The following is a 16,018-nucleotide window of genomic DNA, read 5'->3' as shown; positions in this document are numbered from 1 at the left end:
TGGAGCAATTGCCGGGTTTTAAAGATTTAGGAGTATCTGAAGTGCTGATTGATCTGCTCAAGGGGCAGGGCATCGTGAAGCCGACGCCGGTGCAGGAAGAGGCGATTCCGCCACTGGTGCAGGGTCTGGATGTGATCGCACGTGCGAAGACGGGAACGGGGAAGACGCTGGCTTTTCTGCTCCCGATTATGGACAAGATCCGGGTGGAGGCCGCTTATCCGCAGGCGCTGATTCTGGCACCGACGCGTGAGCTGGCGCTGCAGATTACCGAAGAGGCACGCAAGCTGGCCCGTCATACGGGTGTGAAGATTCTGGCGGTCTACGGCGGTCAGGATGTGGAGAAGCAGCTGCGCAAGCTGGAAGGCGGCAGACATCTGATCATCGGTACACCGGGACGGCTGCTGGATCACCTCCGCCGGGAGACCCTGGACCTTAGCGGCGTGAAGATGCTGGTGCTGGATGAAGCGGACCAGATGCTGCATATGGGCTTCCTGGAGGATGTGGAGACGATCATTACGGCTGTGCCTTACCGCCGCCAGACGATGCTGTTCTCCGCGACGATGCCGGACCCGATCAAACGGCTGGCAGCGAACTATATGAAGGAGCCGCTGGATGTCATTATCAAGAGCGGTTCGCCGATCCCTCTGGATAATATCCGCCAGCAGGTGGTGGAATGCTCGGACCGCAACAAGGAGGAGGCGCTGATCTCCCTGATCGAGCGCGACCGTCCTTACCTGGCGATCATCTTCTGCCGGACGAAGCGCCGGGCCATCAAGCTGAACGAGGCGCTGCAGGCGGCCGGGTATGACTGTGACGAGCTGCACGGCGATCTGTCGCAGGGCAAGCGCGAAGCCGTCATGAAGCGGTTCCGTGACGCCAAGCTCCAGTTGCTGGTGGCTACGGATGTGGCGGCACGGGGTCTGGATGTTGAAGGGGTCACCCATATCTTCAACTATGATCTTCCGCTGGATGCGGACAGCTATATTCACCGGATCGGCCGCACCGGCCGCGCCGGAGGCAAGGGCCTCGCGATCACGTTCGCTTCGCCGCGTGAGCGCGCCGGGCTCGAACTGATCGAGCACGGCATCTCCCAGCGGCTGGACCGCCGCCGGTACGAGAAGGATGAATTCGGCGTAGGCGAATTCACCTCGGTGCAAGGCGGCGGCTCGCCGCGCGGGCGGCAGAGCGCGGCGCCTGAAGCGGCGCGCGCCGGCCGTGGCGGCCGCGGGCAGGGCCGCAGCGGCGGTGCGCCGCGCGGCGAAGCCGCAGGGCGTCCGGGCGGGCGCGGACGCGGCGGCAAAGACGCAGGCGGCTGGGGCGCGCCTGCGGAAGGCGGCGGCCGCAGCCGGAAGGACGCGGCCGGAGGCGGCAAGCGCAGCGCGTACAGCGCAGCTGCGGCGCCGAAGGGGGACTCCGCCGGGCAAGGCGCGGCGAAGAAGCCGAGACCTGGCGGCGGCTACGGCGCCTTCGCCAGCGGCGTCGACAGCGCACCAGCCAGCGGCTATGCTGCGGGTGCAGGTGCGGGTGCCGCAGCCGGGCGCGGCGGCAAGGGCGGCGCTGCGCGGGGCGGGGCCTCCAGAGGCAACGCCTCCCAGGGCGGGCCGAGCAGCGGCTACAGCACCAACGTATCCCGGGGTGCAGATGCGGGCGGCTTCAGCTACGGCGCTTCGAAGGGTGCCGGCTCGGGTGCCGGGTATAATCCCGGCGGCGCGAAGTCGAGCCCGAAATTCCGGGCGCATGTAGCGCGCAGCAACGATGCGGGCGGCTATAACGCCTCCGCTCCCAAAGGCGGCTCACGCGGCGGCTCCAAGGGCGGTAAGGGCGGCTTCAGCTCGGGCGGACGCAGCAGCGGCGGAAGTTCATCGCGCGGCGGGCGCAGCGGAGGCTCCGGCGGCGGTGCACGCGGCGGACGCGGCTCCTCCAGATAAAGGCGCTTTACATGCATAGCTAATCCTTGTTACCATAGGGCCGTTGGCGTAACAGCCAATGACTCTATGGTAATATTTATTTACTGAAACCTTTTGGCTATCAGGCCTGTCTAATAGATACTGCCGTAACATTCGGGTACAAGTATAAATAGAGAGATAAAGAATGTAACCTGCACTTTGGATCAGGCGGGGTTCTGCCGAATACAGCAGTGCAGGGGTACACAACGTTTAGGAGGATTCACAGCATGTCCAAAACCGCTAAAATTATCATTCTACTTATCGCCGTCATTGCGGTCGGCTGGGGAATCGGGAAATATACTGCCCCGTCCGCTTCTCCGGAGAACGGAACCAATATAAGCACAGGCACAGACCTGGGAGCCGAGGGGCCGGATGCAGCTCCTGATGCTTCGGCAGTGCCGGGGTCTACGGATCAGCCAGCTCCTGGCGGTTCAGGCAATGGCACATCCGGGAACAATGCTGCGCAGATGGTGGTAGCCGAGCCGGAGAGCATCACGGTTATGGTTAATAAGCAGTACAGCCTGCCTGATCAGTATAAGCCTGCCGATCTGGTCTACCCGGACGTACCTTTTATCTTCTCGGAGAAGATTGAGAAGCGGATGCTGCGGCGTGAAGCGGCTGCGGCGCTGGAGGAGATGTTCGCGGGGGCGAAGGCGGACGGGGTCTATCTGGCCGGTGTATCCGGCTACCGTTCGGAATCGACCCAGAGACGGCTGTTCGATAACTATGTCGCCAGAGACGGCGAAGAGAAGGCCCGGACTTACAGCGCCATGCCGGGACACAGCGAGCATCAGACGGGGCTGGCCATTGACCTGTCCGGCAGAGACGGCAAGTGTGCGGCGGAGAGCTGCTTTGCAGGAACAAAGGAAGCGGAGTGGCTTGCCGCCCATGCCGCTGAATACGGCTATATTATCCGGTTCCTTGAAGGCAAGGAGGCGATTACCGGGTACAAGTATGAGCCTTGGCATGTCCGGTATGTAGGCAAGGAGATTGCAGCTTCCATAGCCGAAAGAGGGATCACACTCGAAGAATATTACGACGCCGTCCCGGTGTCGAATTAACCTACACAATGATCAGGCGGTCCCGCGATTTGCGGGGCCGTTTGTGTGTCTGGGCGGGCGGGAGGTGGTTTGTTCGCCAGTTGGCTGTATCGCCACAATGAAGCGTGTACGGACATTAACGGGGCGCTATAGTAAGAGGTTGCATCTCTGAAGCTACAAAGAAGCAGGCTAGGGTGAGTAATGTATGCTTTTGATGCTACAAGGCACGCTAATGTCGGGTAATAGATGCTCTGATCATACGTGTGTCAGGAGAATAAGTGGATTTCATCCACCTGCTGTGGCGCGATTGAGCCCTCCTCCGGTAGCAATTGGAAAAAGAGCACTTAATTAATCACTATCCAGCAAAAGTAGCCAAACGCTCCCAATTAGATGCTGTTAATCCACTTGCTTCCGGCCAATCGTCTGAAACCTGGAAAATAAGATACGTTAATCCACTTGCTTGCTTCTGAGGCGGATAATGGCTCGTTCAGCAGCATGGTTCACCCCCGGGAACGCTGGTTAAGTAGTGGGAAACCGCACACTATGAAATGGGAGGCGTTCTGGATGTCTGAACATAATCATGTGGTGAGTAAGGACGGCAGTGTGACGATGAATCGGGTAACGGAGGCGCTGGACCGGATCGATCCGGGGCAGAAGGAGATGATTCTGGACAATTTTGGGCAGTTCAAGGCGTATTTAGGAAAGCGCATTCAACTGGCGCAAAAAATCGGCCTCAGCGACGAACAGCTGGCACTGGCCGCCGAGAAAATCGCCGATTATCTGGCAGCGTATGAGGAGCCCCGCAATAGCGAAGAGAAGCTGCTGCTGGAATTGTGGAAGGCCGGGAACAAGGAGGAGCGCCACCGGCTGGCGCATATGCTGGTAAAGATGGTGCAGCACTAAAAGTAGCGGTACCGGAAAGTAGCAAACGTTTTTGTAGTAATCAACGCTGATGGCATAGAGTGCCTATACTCTCCTGCAAAAAGCATGAACAAGCAGCATGGCTCCCTGAAAAAGTAACAACGTTGCTCCATCCCATCCTATAAAAGTAAAGTAAATCAGGCGGTCCCGTGATACTTGCGGTGCTGCCTTTTTGCTGTGCAGGAAACAATTGACCCAGCAGCGGATGGGAGATATAATTATTTTATTATATGAGCATTTGTTCATATGTATGTTAATCAACTATCCAACCATCCAAGCCATCCATCCAACAAAGGAGCTATGTCCAATGACCACCCTTAATCTCCTATCCCTGATCTTATTCTGCACGTTCCTTGCCTCTTATGTGTTAAAGCTTGTAATTCTCAACAGAAAGAACAACATCCAGGCCAATGTACTGGGCAAAGGTAAGAAGATTACGACCATTAAATCAACCGAATGGTTTGTCAAAATCGCTACGCTTCTGTGGGGCGCTACATGGTTCCTGATGTCCATAGCTGAGCCGTATCTTGTGAACTTGCTTGGGCGGCATTATAATCTTCCGGTTGTGAATTATATCGGTGTGGGTATAGTTAGTATAGGGTGTGCGGTATTCATTCTTGCCATGGCAGCGATGAGCACTTCCTGGAGAGTAGGAATTGATAAGTCCACAACAACCAGGCTGGTGACCCGCGGGGTATATAAGATTAGCCGGAACGCTGCTTTTGTCGGCTTCGATCTGATGTTCGCAGGTCTTTATCTTATGTATCCGAGCTGGCTGACGCTGGTTATTCTAGTGTTGAATGTTGCTGCTATTCATCTGCTGATTCTGCAGGAGGAGAAGCATCTGCGTCTTGTCTTTGGCGAAGAATACAGATCCTACAGCAGCAGGACGCCAAGATATCTCTGAAGACTCTACAATCCAACCCATTGGAGTTGCTCTCATATGAAATTAAGCATTCTCGATCAATCCCCGGTATCGGAGGGAAGCACTCCGGCAGAGGCGCTCCGGCAGACGGCCCTGCTGGCCCGTGAAGCGGAACGGCTCGGCTATCACCGCTTCTGGGTTGCGGAGCATCATGCTGCGCCAGGCCTTGCCGGCTCCAGCCCTGAAGTGCTAATGGCGCATCTCGCTGCGGTGACCTCAGCGATCCGCATCGGCTCGGGAGCGGTGCTGCTCCCGCATTACAGTGCGTTCAAGGTCGCGGAGAATTTCCGCATCCTGGAGGCGCTCTATCCCGGGCGGATCGATCTCGGGATAGGGAGAGCGGCAGGCGGCGGTGCCCTGGCCGCCAAAGCACTACAGGATACCCGTGTGACTATTGACGACGTTGACCGGTACGAGCAGCAGATTCAGGAGCTGATTGCTTATCTCTATGAATTTGAGGGCGGAGCATCCCCGCAGCGCTATGCCGGATTGCGGGCAACGCCTGCAGTAGACTCAGCACCGGAAATCTGGCTTCTGGGCTCCAGCCGGGAGAGTGCGGCGCTCTCGGCCCGGCTGGGAACCGGTTATGCCTTCGCCCGGTTCATTGCCGGGAATGGGGGAGCGGGAGCGGTGCATGAGTACCAGGACAGCTTCGCGCCATCTGTGGCCGCTGCATCGCCGAAGCCGCTGCTTGCGGTGTTCGCCGTCTGTGCAGAGACATCGGCCGAAGCAGACCGGCTGGCTGCCAGTATGGATCTCTCACTGGTTAGCCTGGAGAGGGAACACCTCTCTTCCCCGACCCCGTCCGTAGAGACTGCACTGAACTATACATATACCCCTTACGACCGTTTCACCATTAAGGATAACCGGAAGCGGATGGTCATAGGCTCGCCTGCTGAAGTCAGGGAGCAGCTTCAGCTGCTGGCGGAGGAATACCGGTGCGGGGAGCTGATGATTTCTTCGCATATCCATGAGTTCAGGGACAAGCTGCAGTCCATCCGGCTCATCGCCGAAGCCTGCGGGCTGCAGCGCAGGGCGTAGCCTTTGCCGCCGGAATTTGGTTTTGGCTGCGAATAGGGTAAAATGAAGAGGTTACTTATCTAAAGCTTAAAGCGCACTTCAAAACTGGGCCATACAGCCGAAAGGAAGCGAAGCAGAGATGTCAATTTATAGTTTTGCCGGAGTGAAGCCTTCGGGTACAGAAGTGCCGTTTAAGGACTATGAGGGCAAGGTGCTGCTGATCGCCAATACCGCCAGCAAGTGCGGACTGACCCCGCAATACGGGGATTTGCAGAAGCTGTACGAGCAGTACGGGGACCAGGGGCTGGTGGTGCTGGGCTTTCCGTGTAACCAGTTCGCCGGTCAGGAGCCGGGCACAAGCGAGGAAGCGGAGTCCTTTTGCCAGATTAACTATGGAGTCACCTTCCCGGTGTTCGCCAAGGTAGATGTGAATGGTCCGGAGGCGAGCCTGCTGTTTCAATATTTGAAGGGTCAGCAGCCGGGTGACGGCGAGAGCAGTGATATCCAGTGGAACTTCACGAAGTTCCTGGTTGACCGCAGCGGCAATGTGGTGGCCCGTGTCGAGCCGAAGGAATCACCGGAGAGCATGAAGGGGCTTATCGAATCCCTGCTTTAATGAGGCTGAAATCATCCGCTCTGAAGGCTGGAGCCAGGCAATACGTGTTCTCCCGGATAGTGGTGCAGATGCGCCCGGTCCGGGAGTTTTCTATACAATTAAGTTTCACCCTTTATGAAAATTATCCTTGAATCTTTTCAGAGACCCTGTATTCTTTGAAGAGAAATGCTTCGCCTGACTACATGAATCGCATACAGGAAGCAAGAATGCAGGATAATAACGGCAGGAGGGTTACATAACGGCATGAGGTTAATTACAGAGGTAGCATCGGCAGCGGGGATCAAGGAGGAGCATCTGGAACTGTATGGAAAATATAAAAGCAAGCTGGCGCCCTCGCTCTGGGCAGAGCTGAAGCACAAACCGGACGGCAAGCTGGTTCTGGTTACCGCAATGAATCCTACACCGGCAGGTGAAGGCAAGACGCTGACGACGATCGGGCTCGCCCAGGCGATGAATGCAGCGGGTGTACGGACGGTAGCAGCGCTGCGTGAACCCTCGCTTGGTCCCTGTCTGGGGATGAAGGGCGGAGCGACCGGGGGCGGCAAGGCGCAGATCGTTCCGGCAGATGAGATTAACCTGCATTTCACGGGGGATATCCATGCGGTGACGTCAGCACATAACCTGCTCTCGGCGATGATCGACAATCATATGTTCCAGGGCAACAGCCTGGGGCTTGATCCGCAGCGAATCGTCTGGAAAAGGGTCATGGATATGAATGACCGCAGCCTGCGGAATATCGTGACCGGCATTGGCGACGGCAATGGAACTGTGCGGGAGAGCGGCTTCCAGATCACAACAGCCTCCGAGATTATGGCCGTGCTCTGCCTGTGCAGCGACCTTGCGGATCTGAAGCAGCGGCTCAGCCGCATTCTGATCGGGTATGACCATGCGGGTCAGCCGGTAACGGCACAGGCCATAGGAGCCGTAGAGGCGATGACTGCGCTGCTGAAGGAGGCGGTGAAGCCGAATCTGGTGCAGACGCTGGAAGGAACACCGGTCATTGTACATGGCGGCCCGTTCGCTAATATTGCCCACGGCTGCAGCAGTGTGATCGGAACCCGCTACGCGCTGAAGCTGGGCGATGTGGTGGTGACCGAGGCAGGCTTCGGCGCGGACCTGGGCGCGGAGAAATTCATGGACATCAAATGCCGCCAGGCCGGGCTGGCACCTTCGGCCGCTGTTCTGGTGGTTACGGTGAAGTCGCTAAAATACAACGGCGGCGTCCGCAAGGAAGAGCTGTATGAGGGCAACCGGCCGGCGCTGCTCTCCGGAATGTCAAATATGGAGCGGCATATTGAGAATCTGCGCAAATTCGGCGTGCCTGTGCTGGTGGCGCTGAATCATTTTGAAGGGGATGCCCCTGCTGAAGTGAATGAGGTGCTGGAAGCCTGCGGGCGGCTGGGTGTACCTGCTGCCGTATCCAAGGTATGGGCTGAGGGAAGCGCGGGCGGACAGGAGCTGGCGAAGGAGCTGATGAAGCTGCTGGACCGGGAAGAGCCTGTGAATTATGCGCCGCTGTATGAAGACCATCTGGATATTCCGTCCAAAATCAACCGCATCGTCACGGAGATCTACCGTGGTGCGGGAGTAGCCTTCTCTCCGGCAGCCAAGCGCAGTCTCGCTGTCATTGACCGGCTGGGCCTGCACCATCTTCAGGTCTGCATGGCCAAAACCCCGTATTCCTTCTCGGATCAGCCCCGGCTGCTCGGAGCCCCGGAAGGCTTCACCATGGGCGTCCGGGACATCACCCTGTCCCTCGGGGCGGGATTCGCTGTTGTGATCACCGGCAACATGGTCACGATGCCGGGTCTCCCCGCCAAGCCCGCAGCAGAAGGCCTGCTGGTGGATGAGGATGGCGTGATTTCGGGTCTGGAATAAGATACTTCCGATCGTGTGACTACCAGCAGCATAGGATCATAGGGCTGTATAGCGAGTAGCGATTAGCAAATAACAATGAGTATAGCTTGGCCTTACTTTATCGCAGGTATGCTGCGGGAGTGAGGCTTTTTTGTATGCGAAAAAGCGAATACATTGTGCAGCCGCGAGGGTCAGTGACCACAATGTAATCGGAAAACCGATTACAATGGGCTGGAGCGGCGGACACGGAGCAAATGTAATCGGAAAACCGATTACATTGGGATGGAGCAGCGGACACGGAGCAAATGTAATCGGAAAACCGATTACAATGGGCTGGCGCGGCGGATACGGAGCAAATGTAATCGGAAAACCGATTACATTGGGATGGAGCAGCGGATACGGAGCAAATGTAATCGAAAAACCGATTACATTGGGGCTGGAGCGGTGGATACGGAGCAAATGTAATCGAAAAATCAGGGCTGCGGTTCTGCCTGGCTGCCCCTTGTGCTCCTCCTGCTGTTTCCTGCTCCTGGCAGACATAATGCCCCTCCTCCGGGGGAAACTAAGCCAAGGTTGAAGAGTGCAGCGGCGGTACAAATGGAGTGGATGATGCGGTGAACCTCCAAAGTTATTAAAATTTGAAATTGTGAACAATGTGAGAAAAATCACAATAACTCTTGCAATGTGATAAATATCACAATATAATCAGAGTATAAAGTGAAAACAATCACAAATGTAAAGTTGTATAAACGCAGTCAGTACAGCACTTTTTTACAGACGCAATCACAAGCCCTGATAAATAAGCTTTTCAACTTGGAGGAGGAAGAAATTATGAAAGTAGCAGTCATTGGATGTACCCACGCCGGAACGGCCGCCATTGTAAATACCGCACAGTTATACCCGGATGCCCAGATTACGGTGTATGAGCGCAACGATAATATCTCATTCCTGTCTTGCGGCATTGCCTTATACGTTGGCGGCGTGGTCAAGGACCCGCAGGGACTATTCTATTCCTCCCCGGAACAACTTGCCGCCCTGGGTGTGCAGACGAAGATGCGTCATGAGGTAATCAACGTGGACACTGCCCGTAAAACCCTAAAAGCCCGCAACCTCGTGACCGGCGAGGAAATGGAAGATACTTATGACAAACTGATTATGACAACCGGCTCATGGCCGATCGTGCCTAAGCTCGAAGGAATAGAGATGGAGGGCATCCTGCTCTCGAAGAACTACAATCACTCCAACACCATTATCGAAGAAGCGCAGAAGGTAAACAGAATTACAGTAGTCGGTGCCGGATATATCGGGGTCGAGCTGGTGGAAGCTTTTCAGATGAACGGCAAGGAAGTTACGCTGATTGATGGGGAAGACCGCATCCTGAGCAAATATCTCGATGAAGAGTTCACCGCACCGATCCAGCAGTCGCTTGAGGATCACGGCATTAAGCTGGCGCTGGGCGAGAAGGTCGCCTCCTTCACAGGTGAGAACGGCAGAGTGACCAAGGTGATTACGAGCAAGGGTGAGCATGAGACAGATCTGGTTATTCTCTGCATCGGCTTCCGTCCGAATACCGAGCTGCTGAAGGGCCAAGTCGATATGCTGCCGAACGGCGCGATTATGGTTAACGATTATATGCAGACCAGCCTGCCGGATGTCTATGCTGCCGGAGACAGCTGCGCGATTCATTACAATCCGACTGGTAAACACGCGTATATCCCGCTGGCCACCAACGCAGTGCGTATGGGAACGCTGGTTGCCCGCAATCTGGTCTCGAATACGATCCCTTACATGGGAACACAAGGAACGTCGGGCATCAAGATCTACGAGGACAATATTGCCGGAACCGGACTGACGGAAGAGGCTGCTGCAGCCGAGGGAATGGATACGGAAAGTGTAATGCTGATCGACAATTACCGTCCGGAATTTATGCCGACCTTCGAGCAGGTTCAGGTAAAAGTGGTCTTTGACCGTGCCACCCGCCGCATTCTGGGCGCGCAGATTATGTCCAAGATGGATCTGACGCAGTCGATCAATACCGTATCGGTCTGCATCCAGAATAAGATGACCGTGGACCAGCTGGCCTTCATCGACTTCTTCTTCCAGCCGCATTACAACAAGCCTTGGAACTTCCTGAACACCGCAGGCCTTCAGGCTCTGCCGAAACTGGCTGCCGTCAAAGAACCTGTACACGTATAAGAGCTGAACATTTTGCCGGAGCCCGCTTAGGGCTCTTTTTTTGTGAACTCTCGATGCAATGGCAGCGGGAATGAAAAAATTTTCCGTACAGCCAGCTTTTGTGGTAAATTTGACATGTCAGTGAAAACTTTCACGTGGTTTTTATGATAGTGACTTTTATCACGTAAATGTGATTGGGATCACGTTACAATGGCATAAAGGAACAAATTTTAAGTAATTCGAAGGGGATAGGAATCATGGCTTATAACAAACCGCAGGGAATCGCTGAAGTCACGGTAGAGAACGGAATTAAGAAGGCGCATAATCCGCTCAGCACTGTACTCATTCTCGGTTTCCTGGGAGGAGCGTTTATCGCGCTCGGATTTTTGCTGGATATTCGTGTCATTGCCGGTGCACCCGCCGAGTGGGGATCCATTGCTAACTTCATCGGGGCTGCGGTGTTCCCGGTTGGACTGGTGCTGGTGCTGCTTGCCGGAGGCGAACTGCTTACGGGCAATATGATGGCGGTGCCGCTGGCTTTTATGGCGAAGAAGATTTCGTTCTGGGAAGTGGTGAAGAACCTGGTGCTGATCACACTCAGCAATCTGGCAGGTGCCTTGTTCGTCGCTTATTTCTTCGGTCACATCGTTGGCCTTACATCAGATGGCGTGTATCTGGAGAAGCTGGTAAGTATGGCGGAGCATAAGATCGATGCTACGTTCCTGCAGGCTTTTATCTCCGGGATCGGCTGTAACTGGCTGGTAGCGCTGGCGGTATGGCTGTCGTACGGGGCAGACAATTTCAGCGGCAAAATCCTCGGTATCTGGTTCCCGACCATGGCGTTTGTGGCCATCGGCTTCCAGCACGTTGTAGCTAACATGTTCCTTATCCCTGCTGCGATCTTCGAAGGACATTTTACCTGGGGCCAGTATGCGGCCAACTTCGTTCCGGTCTGGCTGGGCAATCTGACGGGTGGCGCGATCTTCGTGGCTGCTGCGTACTGGATGGCCTATCTGCGCAAGGAGCCGGGTGCTGTGAATTCGGTGGAAGGCCTCCCGGCGGCAGGATTGAAGAAACACGCTTAATGAATACGGACCTGACCCGGTGAATCACATCGCCGGACTGTAACATAGCTCGGCCTAGCACTTCCTGCTTCTCGGCACCCTGCTTCAAGGGATTCGTAGAGACAGGGAGTGTTTTTGTATAAAGATAAGAATTTATATGCTTCGCGTTATAATTATCCTTATCTTTCTCGCTGAAACGGTACCGTCCTGTAAAAGGACGGCAAAGCCGTTTCTACTTGTTTGGTATAGGTGCAGCAGGATCATCCTCCGGACAAAACAAAATTCACCGTGCAATCCGATTCGGGGGAACGAAATCGGATCTCACGGTGAATAAAATAGGGAGTGTTTCATATGGATCATTACCCCGGCTTCCGGGGAACGAATCAGTGCCGGCAAGGTATTTTTGTTTACGTGTGAAAGAGCGGGTTATAGAATATAAATATCACAAATTATATCCCGGTTTCCCGCGATACAGCATTAACGCACATGCTTGCCCCGCCCCCTGTTTTGGGATGATACTGGATGGATTAATGACAGCTATGTTACAGGGGATGACAGACAAGATATGAGATTCATGCAGGCCTATCCGAAGGAAATTAAAGTATTCTTGATTGCCAGTCTGATTAATGCTACCGGCAGTGCGCTGATGTGGCCGCTGGTTACAATGTATGTATTCGATGAACTGGGACGCAGTATGAAAGACGCGGGAATCGTGCTGCTGGTGCAATCACTTGGCGGGATTGCCGGTCAGCTGCTGGGCGGTTCGTTGTATCATAAGGTAGGAGTGAACCGCCTGATTGTCGGCGCTTTGGCGATGAATGCCTTGACGCTGTTTGCCCTCCCGTGGGCGAGCGGAAGCTGGAGCGTATTCATAATCGTTATGGGTATGATGGGATTGTTCAACTCCCTCTCCCTCCCGGCGATCCAGGCGTTTATCGGTTTCCGGTTCGCGGAGCAGCGCGCAGAGCTGTTCAATATCATCTATGTTGCCAATAATATAGGGGTAGCCCTGGGAACCGCGCTGAGCGGCTTCCTGGGCAATTATATGCTGAGCTTTGTGCTTAACGGGGTGACCTCGGCCGTATTTGCCGGATTCTTCTTCGTCTATCTGCGCAAGGTAGGGACGGCTCCGGCTCACAGCACAGTATCGAAAAAGCAACCGCAGAATGAAGTGTCGGGCTGGAGACTCCTCGGCCATATACGGATCTATCTGTTCATGGCGGTGGGCTCGATGTTCCTGCTGATCGGCAATTCGATCTGGAACAGCGGAGTCTCGCCGTTCATTATCTCGGAAGGCTGGTCAAAGCAGCTATACGGCTTCCTCTGGACGATGAACGGTGTGCTGATCTTCGCGGCGCAGCCGCTGGTCAGCCTGATCAAGCGCGGGTTCGCGCAGACGTCAACCGCGCAGATGACAGCAAGCGCCGTCTTTTACCTGGGCGGGTATGCTGTAATTCTGTTTATGCCAAGCTATCCGGGGATGCTGCTGGGTATGGTGCTGGCTACCCTTGGGGAGATGCTGATCTCTCCGGCGATGCCTTCCTTCATCTCGGAGCATGCCCAGCGCAGCGCGCCGTTCTATCTCGGGCTGAGCGGCGGAATTGGCGCAATCGGCCGTGTCATCGGGCCTTATCTGATGGGTGTTCAGTTCGACAGGGGCGGTCTTGCGCCAACCGGCTGGCTCGCTTGCGGCATGGCTGTGCTATCCGTAGGATTCTTCGCGCTTCACGCCTATATGAACCGTTCAGCTGTACAGCTTGAGCGCAGGACTGCATAATCGTTCACGCTGCAACTAATCTTTTTCTATCTGCTTAGTAAGGCAAGGGGGTATAATAATGCAACCAATTAACAGAGATGCTGCACTGCTTATCCGGCCTTCCGAAATCAGGGATGCCCGTGAGCTGATCGTGCTCGATAATATGATCTGGACGGAGAATACAACCCCGGGTCCGCTGATGTGGCGCTCGCGGGAGGACTATCTGCTGCATGCGCCGCCCGGCTCCCAGCTTGTTGCATTGCAGGACGGGGAGCTATGCGGTTATGTTGGCTTCGGCTGTCCCAGCGGGATGGAGAGCAACCGCCATGTATGCGAGGTGAATATCGCTGTGCACCCGCGCTTTCAGCGGCTGGGTGTAGGCAGCCGATTGATCGCGGAGATCAAGCGCCATGCCGCGGGGCATGGCATCCGCAAGCTGCGGCTGCGTGTGCTCTCCTGCAATACACCGGCACTTCAGTTCTACCGCAAATGCGGATTCGAGGAAGAGGGACGGCTTCGGGAGGAATTCTACTTAAGCGGACGTTATGTGGATGAAGTATTCATGAGCTGCAGGCTGACGGGAGGAGAAGGGGATGGAGAGTGAAGTGAAGATGCAAGTCGTCTCGCTTAATGTAGGCAAGCCGAAGACGGTGGAGTACCGCGGTAAGCCGCTGGACACCGGAATCTACAAGCTGCCGGTAGCCGGGCCGCTTGCGCTTCGGGTGGGTGGGTTCACCGGAGACGGGCAAGCGGATCTGATCAATCATGGAGGCCCTGACAAGGCAGTGTGCGTCTATCCGGTGGAGCATTATGCCCACTGGGAGGAGTGGCTTGGCCGGAAGCTGGAGGTTTCCGCCTTCGGCGAGAACATCACGGCGCGCGGACTGCTGGAGACCGAGGTGTGCATCGGGGATGTTTTTGAGATCGGTACGGCACTGCTGGAGGTCAGCCAGCCGCGCTTCCCGTGCTTCAAGCTCACGCAGAAGCATGGACCAGCGGATATGCCGGCCCAGGTGCTGTCCACGGGGTATAGCGGATTCTATTTCCGCGTGCTGCGTGAAGGCCGGGTGGCAGCCGGTGACCGGATTGTTAAGCTGGAGAGCGGTGCGGGAAGCTTCCCGGTGAGACAGGTACTGTACTCGATGGAGCATGGGCGTAAGGACCCTGCCGGGCTGGCTGAGCTGGCCGGACTGGAGAGCCTTGCGGCTGGCATCCGTGAGCGGTTCCAGAGATGGCTGGATGCGGCGGAGAGCTAAGACACTCGTCCTTCTCCACTCCACACCTGCACATGCTACTCTGTCGCTCCGCCGCCCTCAACCCGCCCTTCAAGTAAACAAGTGGAAAAACGTATCTTATCTCGCCTACTTCTGGCAAATAACCGAAAACAAGTGGAAAAAGAGCAACTAAAATAGTTAGTTCCAGCCCTGTTAGACGAAAGGTGAGAAATTAAGTGTTATTTATCCAACTCCAGTTCGCGCACGGGCCAATCGTTCATCAGTAAGTGGACAAAATCCAACTATATCGGTGCTCCTGAATCCGCCGAAAGCGGGCCGGGAGCGGAAATGAGGAGCAGAAATGCCCCTGAATCCGCCGACCCGACCGACCCGTTCCCCTGTATGCTCCGCGCACCCGTGCTCTATGACCGGCAGCCCTCCCCGCTCAGCCCAGCAGCTTCCATTCGCTGCGCAGCAGGCCGTACACTGCATGGTTCACATAACCACTAGGCAGCTTCTCGGCCTGGCGGATGACCCCTTCGAAGATAAAGCCCAGCCGTTCGGGGATCGCTCTGCTGGCCAGATTGCCTGTGGCACAGCGGATCTCGATGCGGTTCAGCTCAAGCTCCAGCAGGGCGTAATCGACAAAGACCCGGCAGGCACTGGTCATATAGCCTTGTCCCTCATAGCCTTCTCCCAGCCAGTAGCCGATGCCGACCGAGCGGTTATGCCAGTCAATCTCGTGATAGCCGATAATTCCGGCCAATTCCTCCCGGACCCACAGTCCGGCAGTGAAGCCGCCGTTATCAATCCCCTGCTTCACGGAGTTCTTGATGAACGTGGTAAGATGAGCCTGCTCGGCTACGCCATCCACCCAAGGTAGCCATTGTCTGAGCCGGTGGCGGGAGCGTTCCACCAGGGCGAACATCTGACGGGCATGCTCCGGCATGAGCAGCTTCAGCTTCAGCTCTTCATCTATGACATAATTAAACATGCGGCTGCCCCCTATGCGTTGTGAGATCTAAGCCTCGCTGAACTAACGCTTCTGCCACTCCAAGGCGTAGATATCTTCCTCCAGGGCCTGCATGCGCTGAAGAGCAAGCGTGCGGCAGTCGCTAAGCGCCCCGTTATAGATCGCCGGTCCCAGCTCCTTCAAGAAGAACTCCAACAGATTGTCTGCGGCCAGGTGGCCGATCGTTTCCCCGCGCTCCGCCTCGAAGTAGGCACGGATGTTCTCCGTAATCATCTCCCGCTGCTCTTTAGGCAGTTTTACCGGTTGCATAAGCATCCCCCTTTAGCTTAATATTCCTATATTTATCATGCTACTCCATCGTCGGGAGAGAAGTCAAAGGATGCGGCGCTAAAACGGTACCGTCCTTTAAAAGGACGGCAATGCCGTTTCCGCTTGTTGAACATTCACGGCTTAACGGGTATATTAATAGGAAACATGTTCATACAAGGAAGTAGTTATATTACAGAATGAA

General features: G+C 55.6%; 14 protein-coding genes. 12 read left to right on the top strand and 2 right to left on the bottom strand.

Features of this window, described 5'->3' with window-relative positions; translation table 11 throughout:
* Positions 1–41: 41 nt before the first annotated feature.
* The 12 genes from NYE26_RS28915 to NYE26_RS28860 all read left to right on the top strand — a co-directional run bounded on the left by NYE26_RS28915 (position 42) and on the right by NYE26_RS28860 (position 14,576).
* Positions 42–1,928 (top strand): DEAD/DEAH box helicase, encoded by a 1,887-nt coding sequence (locus NYE26_RS28915; RefSeq protein WP_339251965.1) that lies wholly within the window; start codon positions 42–44, stop codon positions 1,926–1,928.
* 245 nt (positions 1,929–2,173) lie between these two features.
* The gene (locus NYE26_RS28910) at positions 2,174–3,007 is read left to right on the top strand and encodes a M15 family metallopeptidase (protein ID WP_339251963.1); all 834 of its coding nucleotides are present in this window, start codon (positions 2,174–2,176) and stop codon (positions 3,005–3,007) included.
* Between the two features lie 543 nt (positions 3,008–3,550).
* On the top strand, positions 3,551–3,889 hold the full coding sequence (locus tag NYE26_RS28905; RefSeq protein WP_339251961.1) for a DUF3243 domain-containing protein: 339 nt from the start codon (positions 3,551–3,553) through the stop codon (positions 3,887–3,889).
* 325 nt (positions 3,890–4,214) lie between these two features.
* Positions 4,215–4,814, top strand: coding sequence for an isoprenylcysteine carboxylmethyltransferase family protein (locus tag NYE26_RS28900; RefSeq protein ID WP_339251959.1), 600 nt, complete (start codon positions 4,215–4,217; stop codon positions 4,812–4,814).
* A gap of 36 nt (positions 4,815–4,850) precedes the next feature.
* Entirely contained in the window at positions 4,851–5,873 is a 1,023-nt protein-coding gene (locus NYE26_RS28895) for an LLM class flavin-dependent oxidoreductase (protein WP_339251957.1), read from the top strand.
* Positions 5,874–5,991: 118 nt separating this feature from the next.
* Positions 5,992–6,468: a glutathione peroxidase gene (locus NYE26_RS28890; RefSeq protein WP_209868532.1), complete on the top strand. Its 477-nt coding sequence runs from the start codon at positions 5,992–5,994 to the stop codon at positions 6,466–6,468.
* 243 nt (positions 6,469–6,711) lie between these two features.
* Positions 6,712–8,346, top strand: a complete 1,635-nt coding sequence (locus tag NYE26_RS28885; RefSeq protein ID WP_339251954.1) for a formate--tetrahydrofolate ligase — start codon at positions 6,712–6,714, stop codon at positions 8,344–8,346.
* 810 nt (positions 8,347–9,156) lie between these two features.
* A complete protein-coding gene (locus tag NYE26_RS28880) occupies positions 9,157–10,521 on the top strand; it encodes an FAD-dependent oxidoreductase (RefSeq protein WP_339251952.1) in 1,365 nt (454 codons plus the stop codon).
* Between the two features lie 236 nt (positions 10,522–10,757).
* Positions 10,758–11,585, top strand: a complete 828-nt coding sequence (locus NYE26_RS28875) for a formate/nitrite transporter family protein (protein WP_339251950.1) — start codon at positions 10,758–10,760, stop codon at positions 11,583–11,585.
* 544 nt (positions 11,586–12,129) lie between these two features.
* Positions 12,130–13,341 carry an MFS transporter gene (locus tag NYE26_RS28870; RefSeq protein WP_339251948.1) on the top strand — a complete coding sequence of 404 codons (1,212 nt, stop codon included), beginning with the start codon at positions 12,130–12,132 and terminating at the stop codon, positions 13,339–13,341.
* A 58-nt stretch (positions 13,342–13,399) separates the two neighbouring features.
* On the top strand, positions 13,400–13,924 hold the full coding sequence (locus tag NYE26_RS28865) for a GNAT family N-acetyltransferase (RefSeq protein WP_339251946.1): 525 nt from the start codon (positions 13,400–13,402) through the stop codon (positions 13,922–13,924).
* Positions 13,914–14,576 carry an MOSC domain-containing protein gene (locus NYE26_RS28860; RefSeq protein WP_339251944.1) on the top strand — a complete coding sequence of 221 codons (663 nt, stop codon included), beginning with the start codon at positions 13,914–13,916 and terminating at the stop codon, positions 14,574–14,576. The genes NYE26_RS28865 and NYE26_RS28860 overlap by 11 nt, the downstream gene beginning before the upstream one ends.
* A gap of 403 nt (positions 14,577–14,979) precedes the next feature.
* On the opposite strand, the gene NYE26_RS28855 is transcribed toward NYE26_RS28860, so the two are convergent.
* Complete coding sequence (locus NYE26_RS28855) at positions 14,980–15,528, bottom strand: GNAT family protein (protein ID WP_339251943.1); 549 nt, start codon at positions 15,526–15,528, stop codon at positions 14,980–14,982.
* Positions 15,529–15,570: 42 nt separating this feature from the next.
* A complete protein-coding gene (locus tag NYE26_RS28850; protein WP_036690395.1) occupies positions 15,571–15,816 on the bottom strand; it encodes a DUF2164 domain-containing protein in 246 nt (81 codons plus the stop codon).
* Positions 15,817–16,018 lie beyond the last annotated feature (202 nt).

The sequence above is a fragment of the Paenibacillus sp. FSL P2-0136 genome (assembly GCF_037975325.1).
GTDB lineage: Bacteria > Bacillota > Bacilli > Paenibacillales > Paenibacillaceae > Paenibacillus_AQ > Paenibacillus_AQ silagei.
The sequence above is the reverse complement of the archived record's forward strand: the minus strand, read 5'-3'. Positions and strand labels throughout refer to the sequence as shown.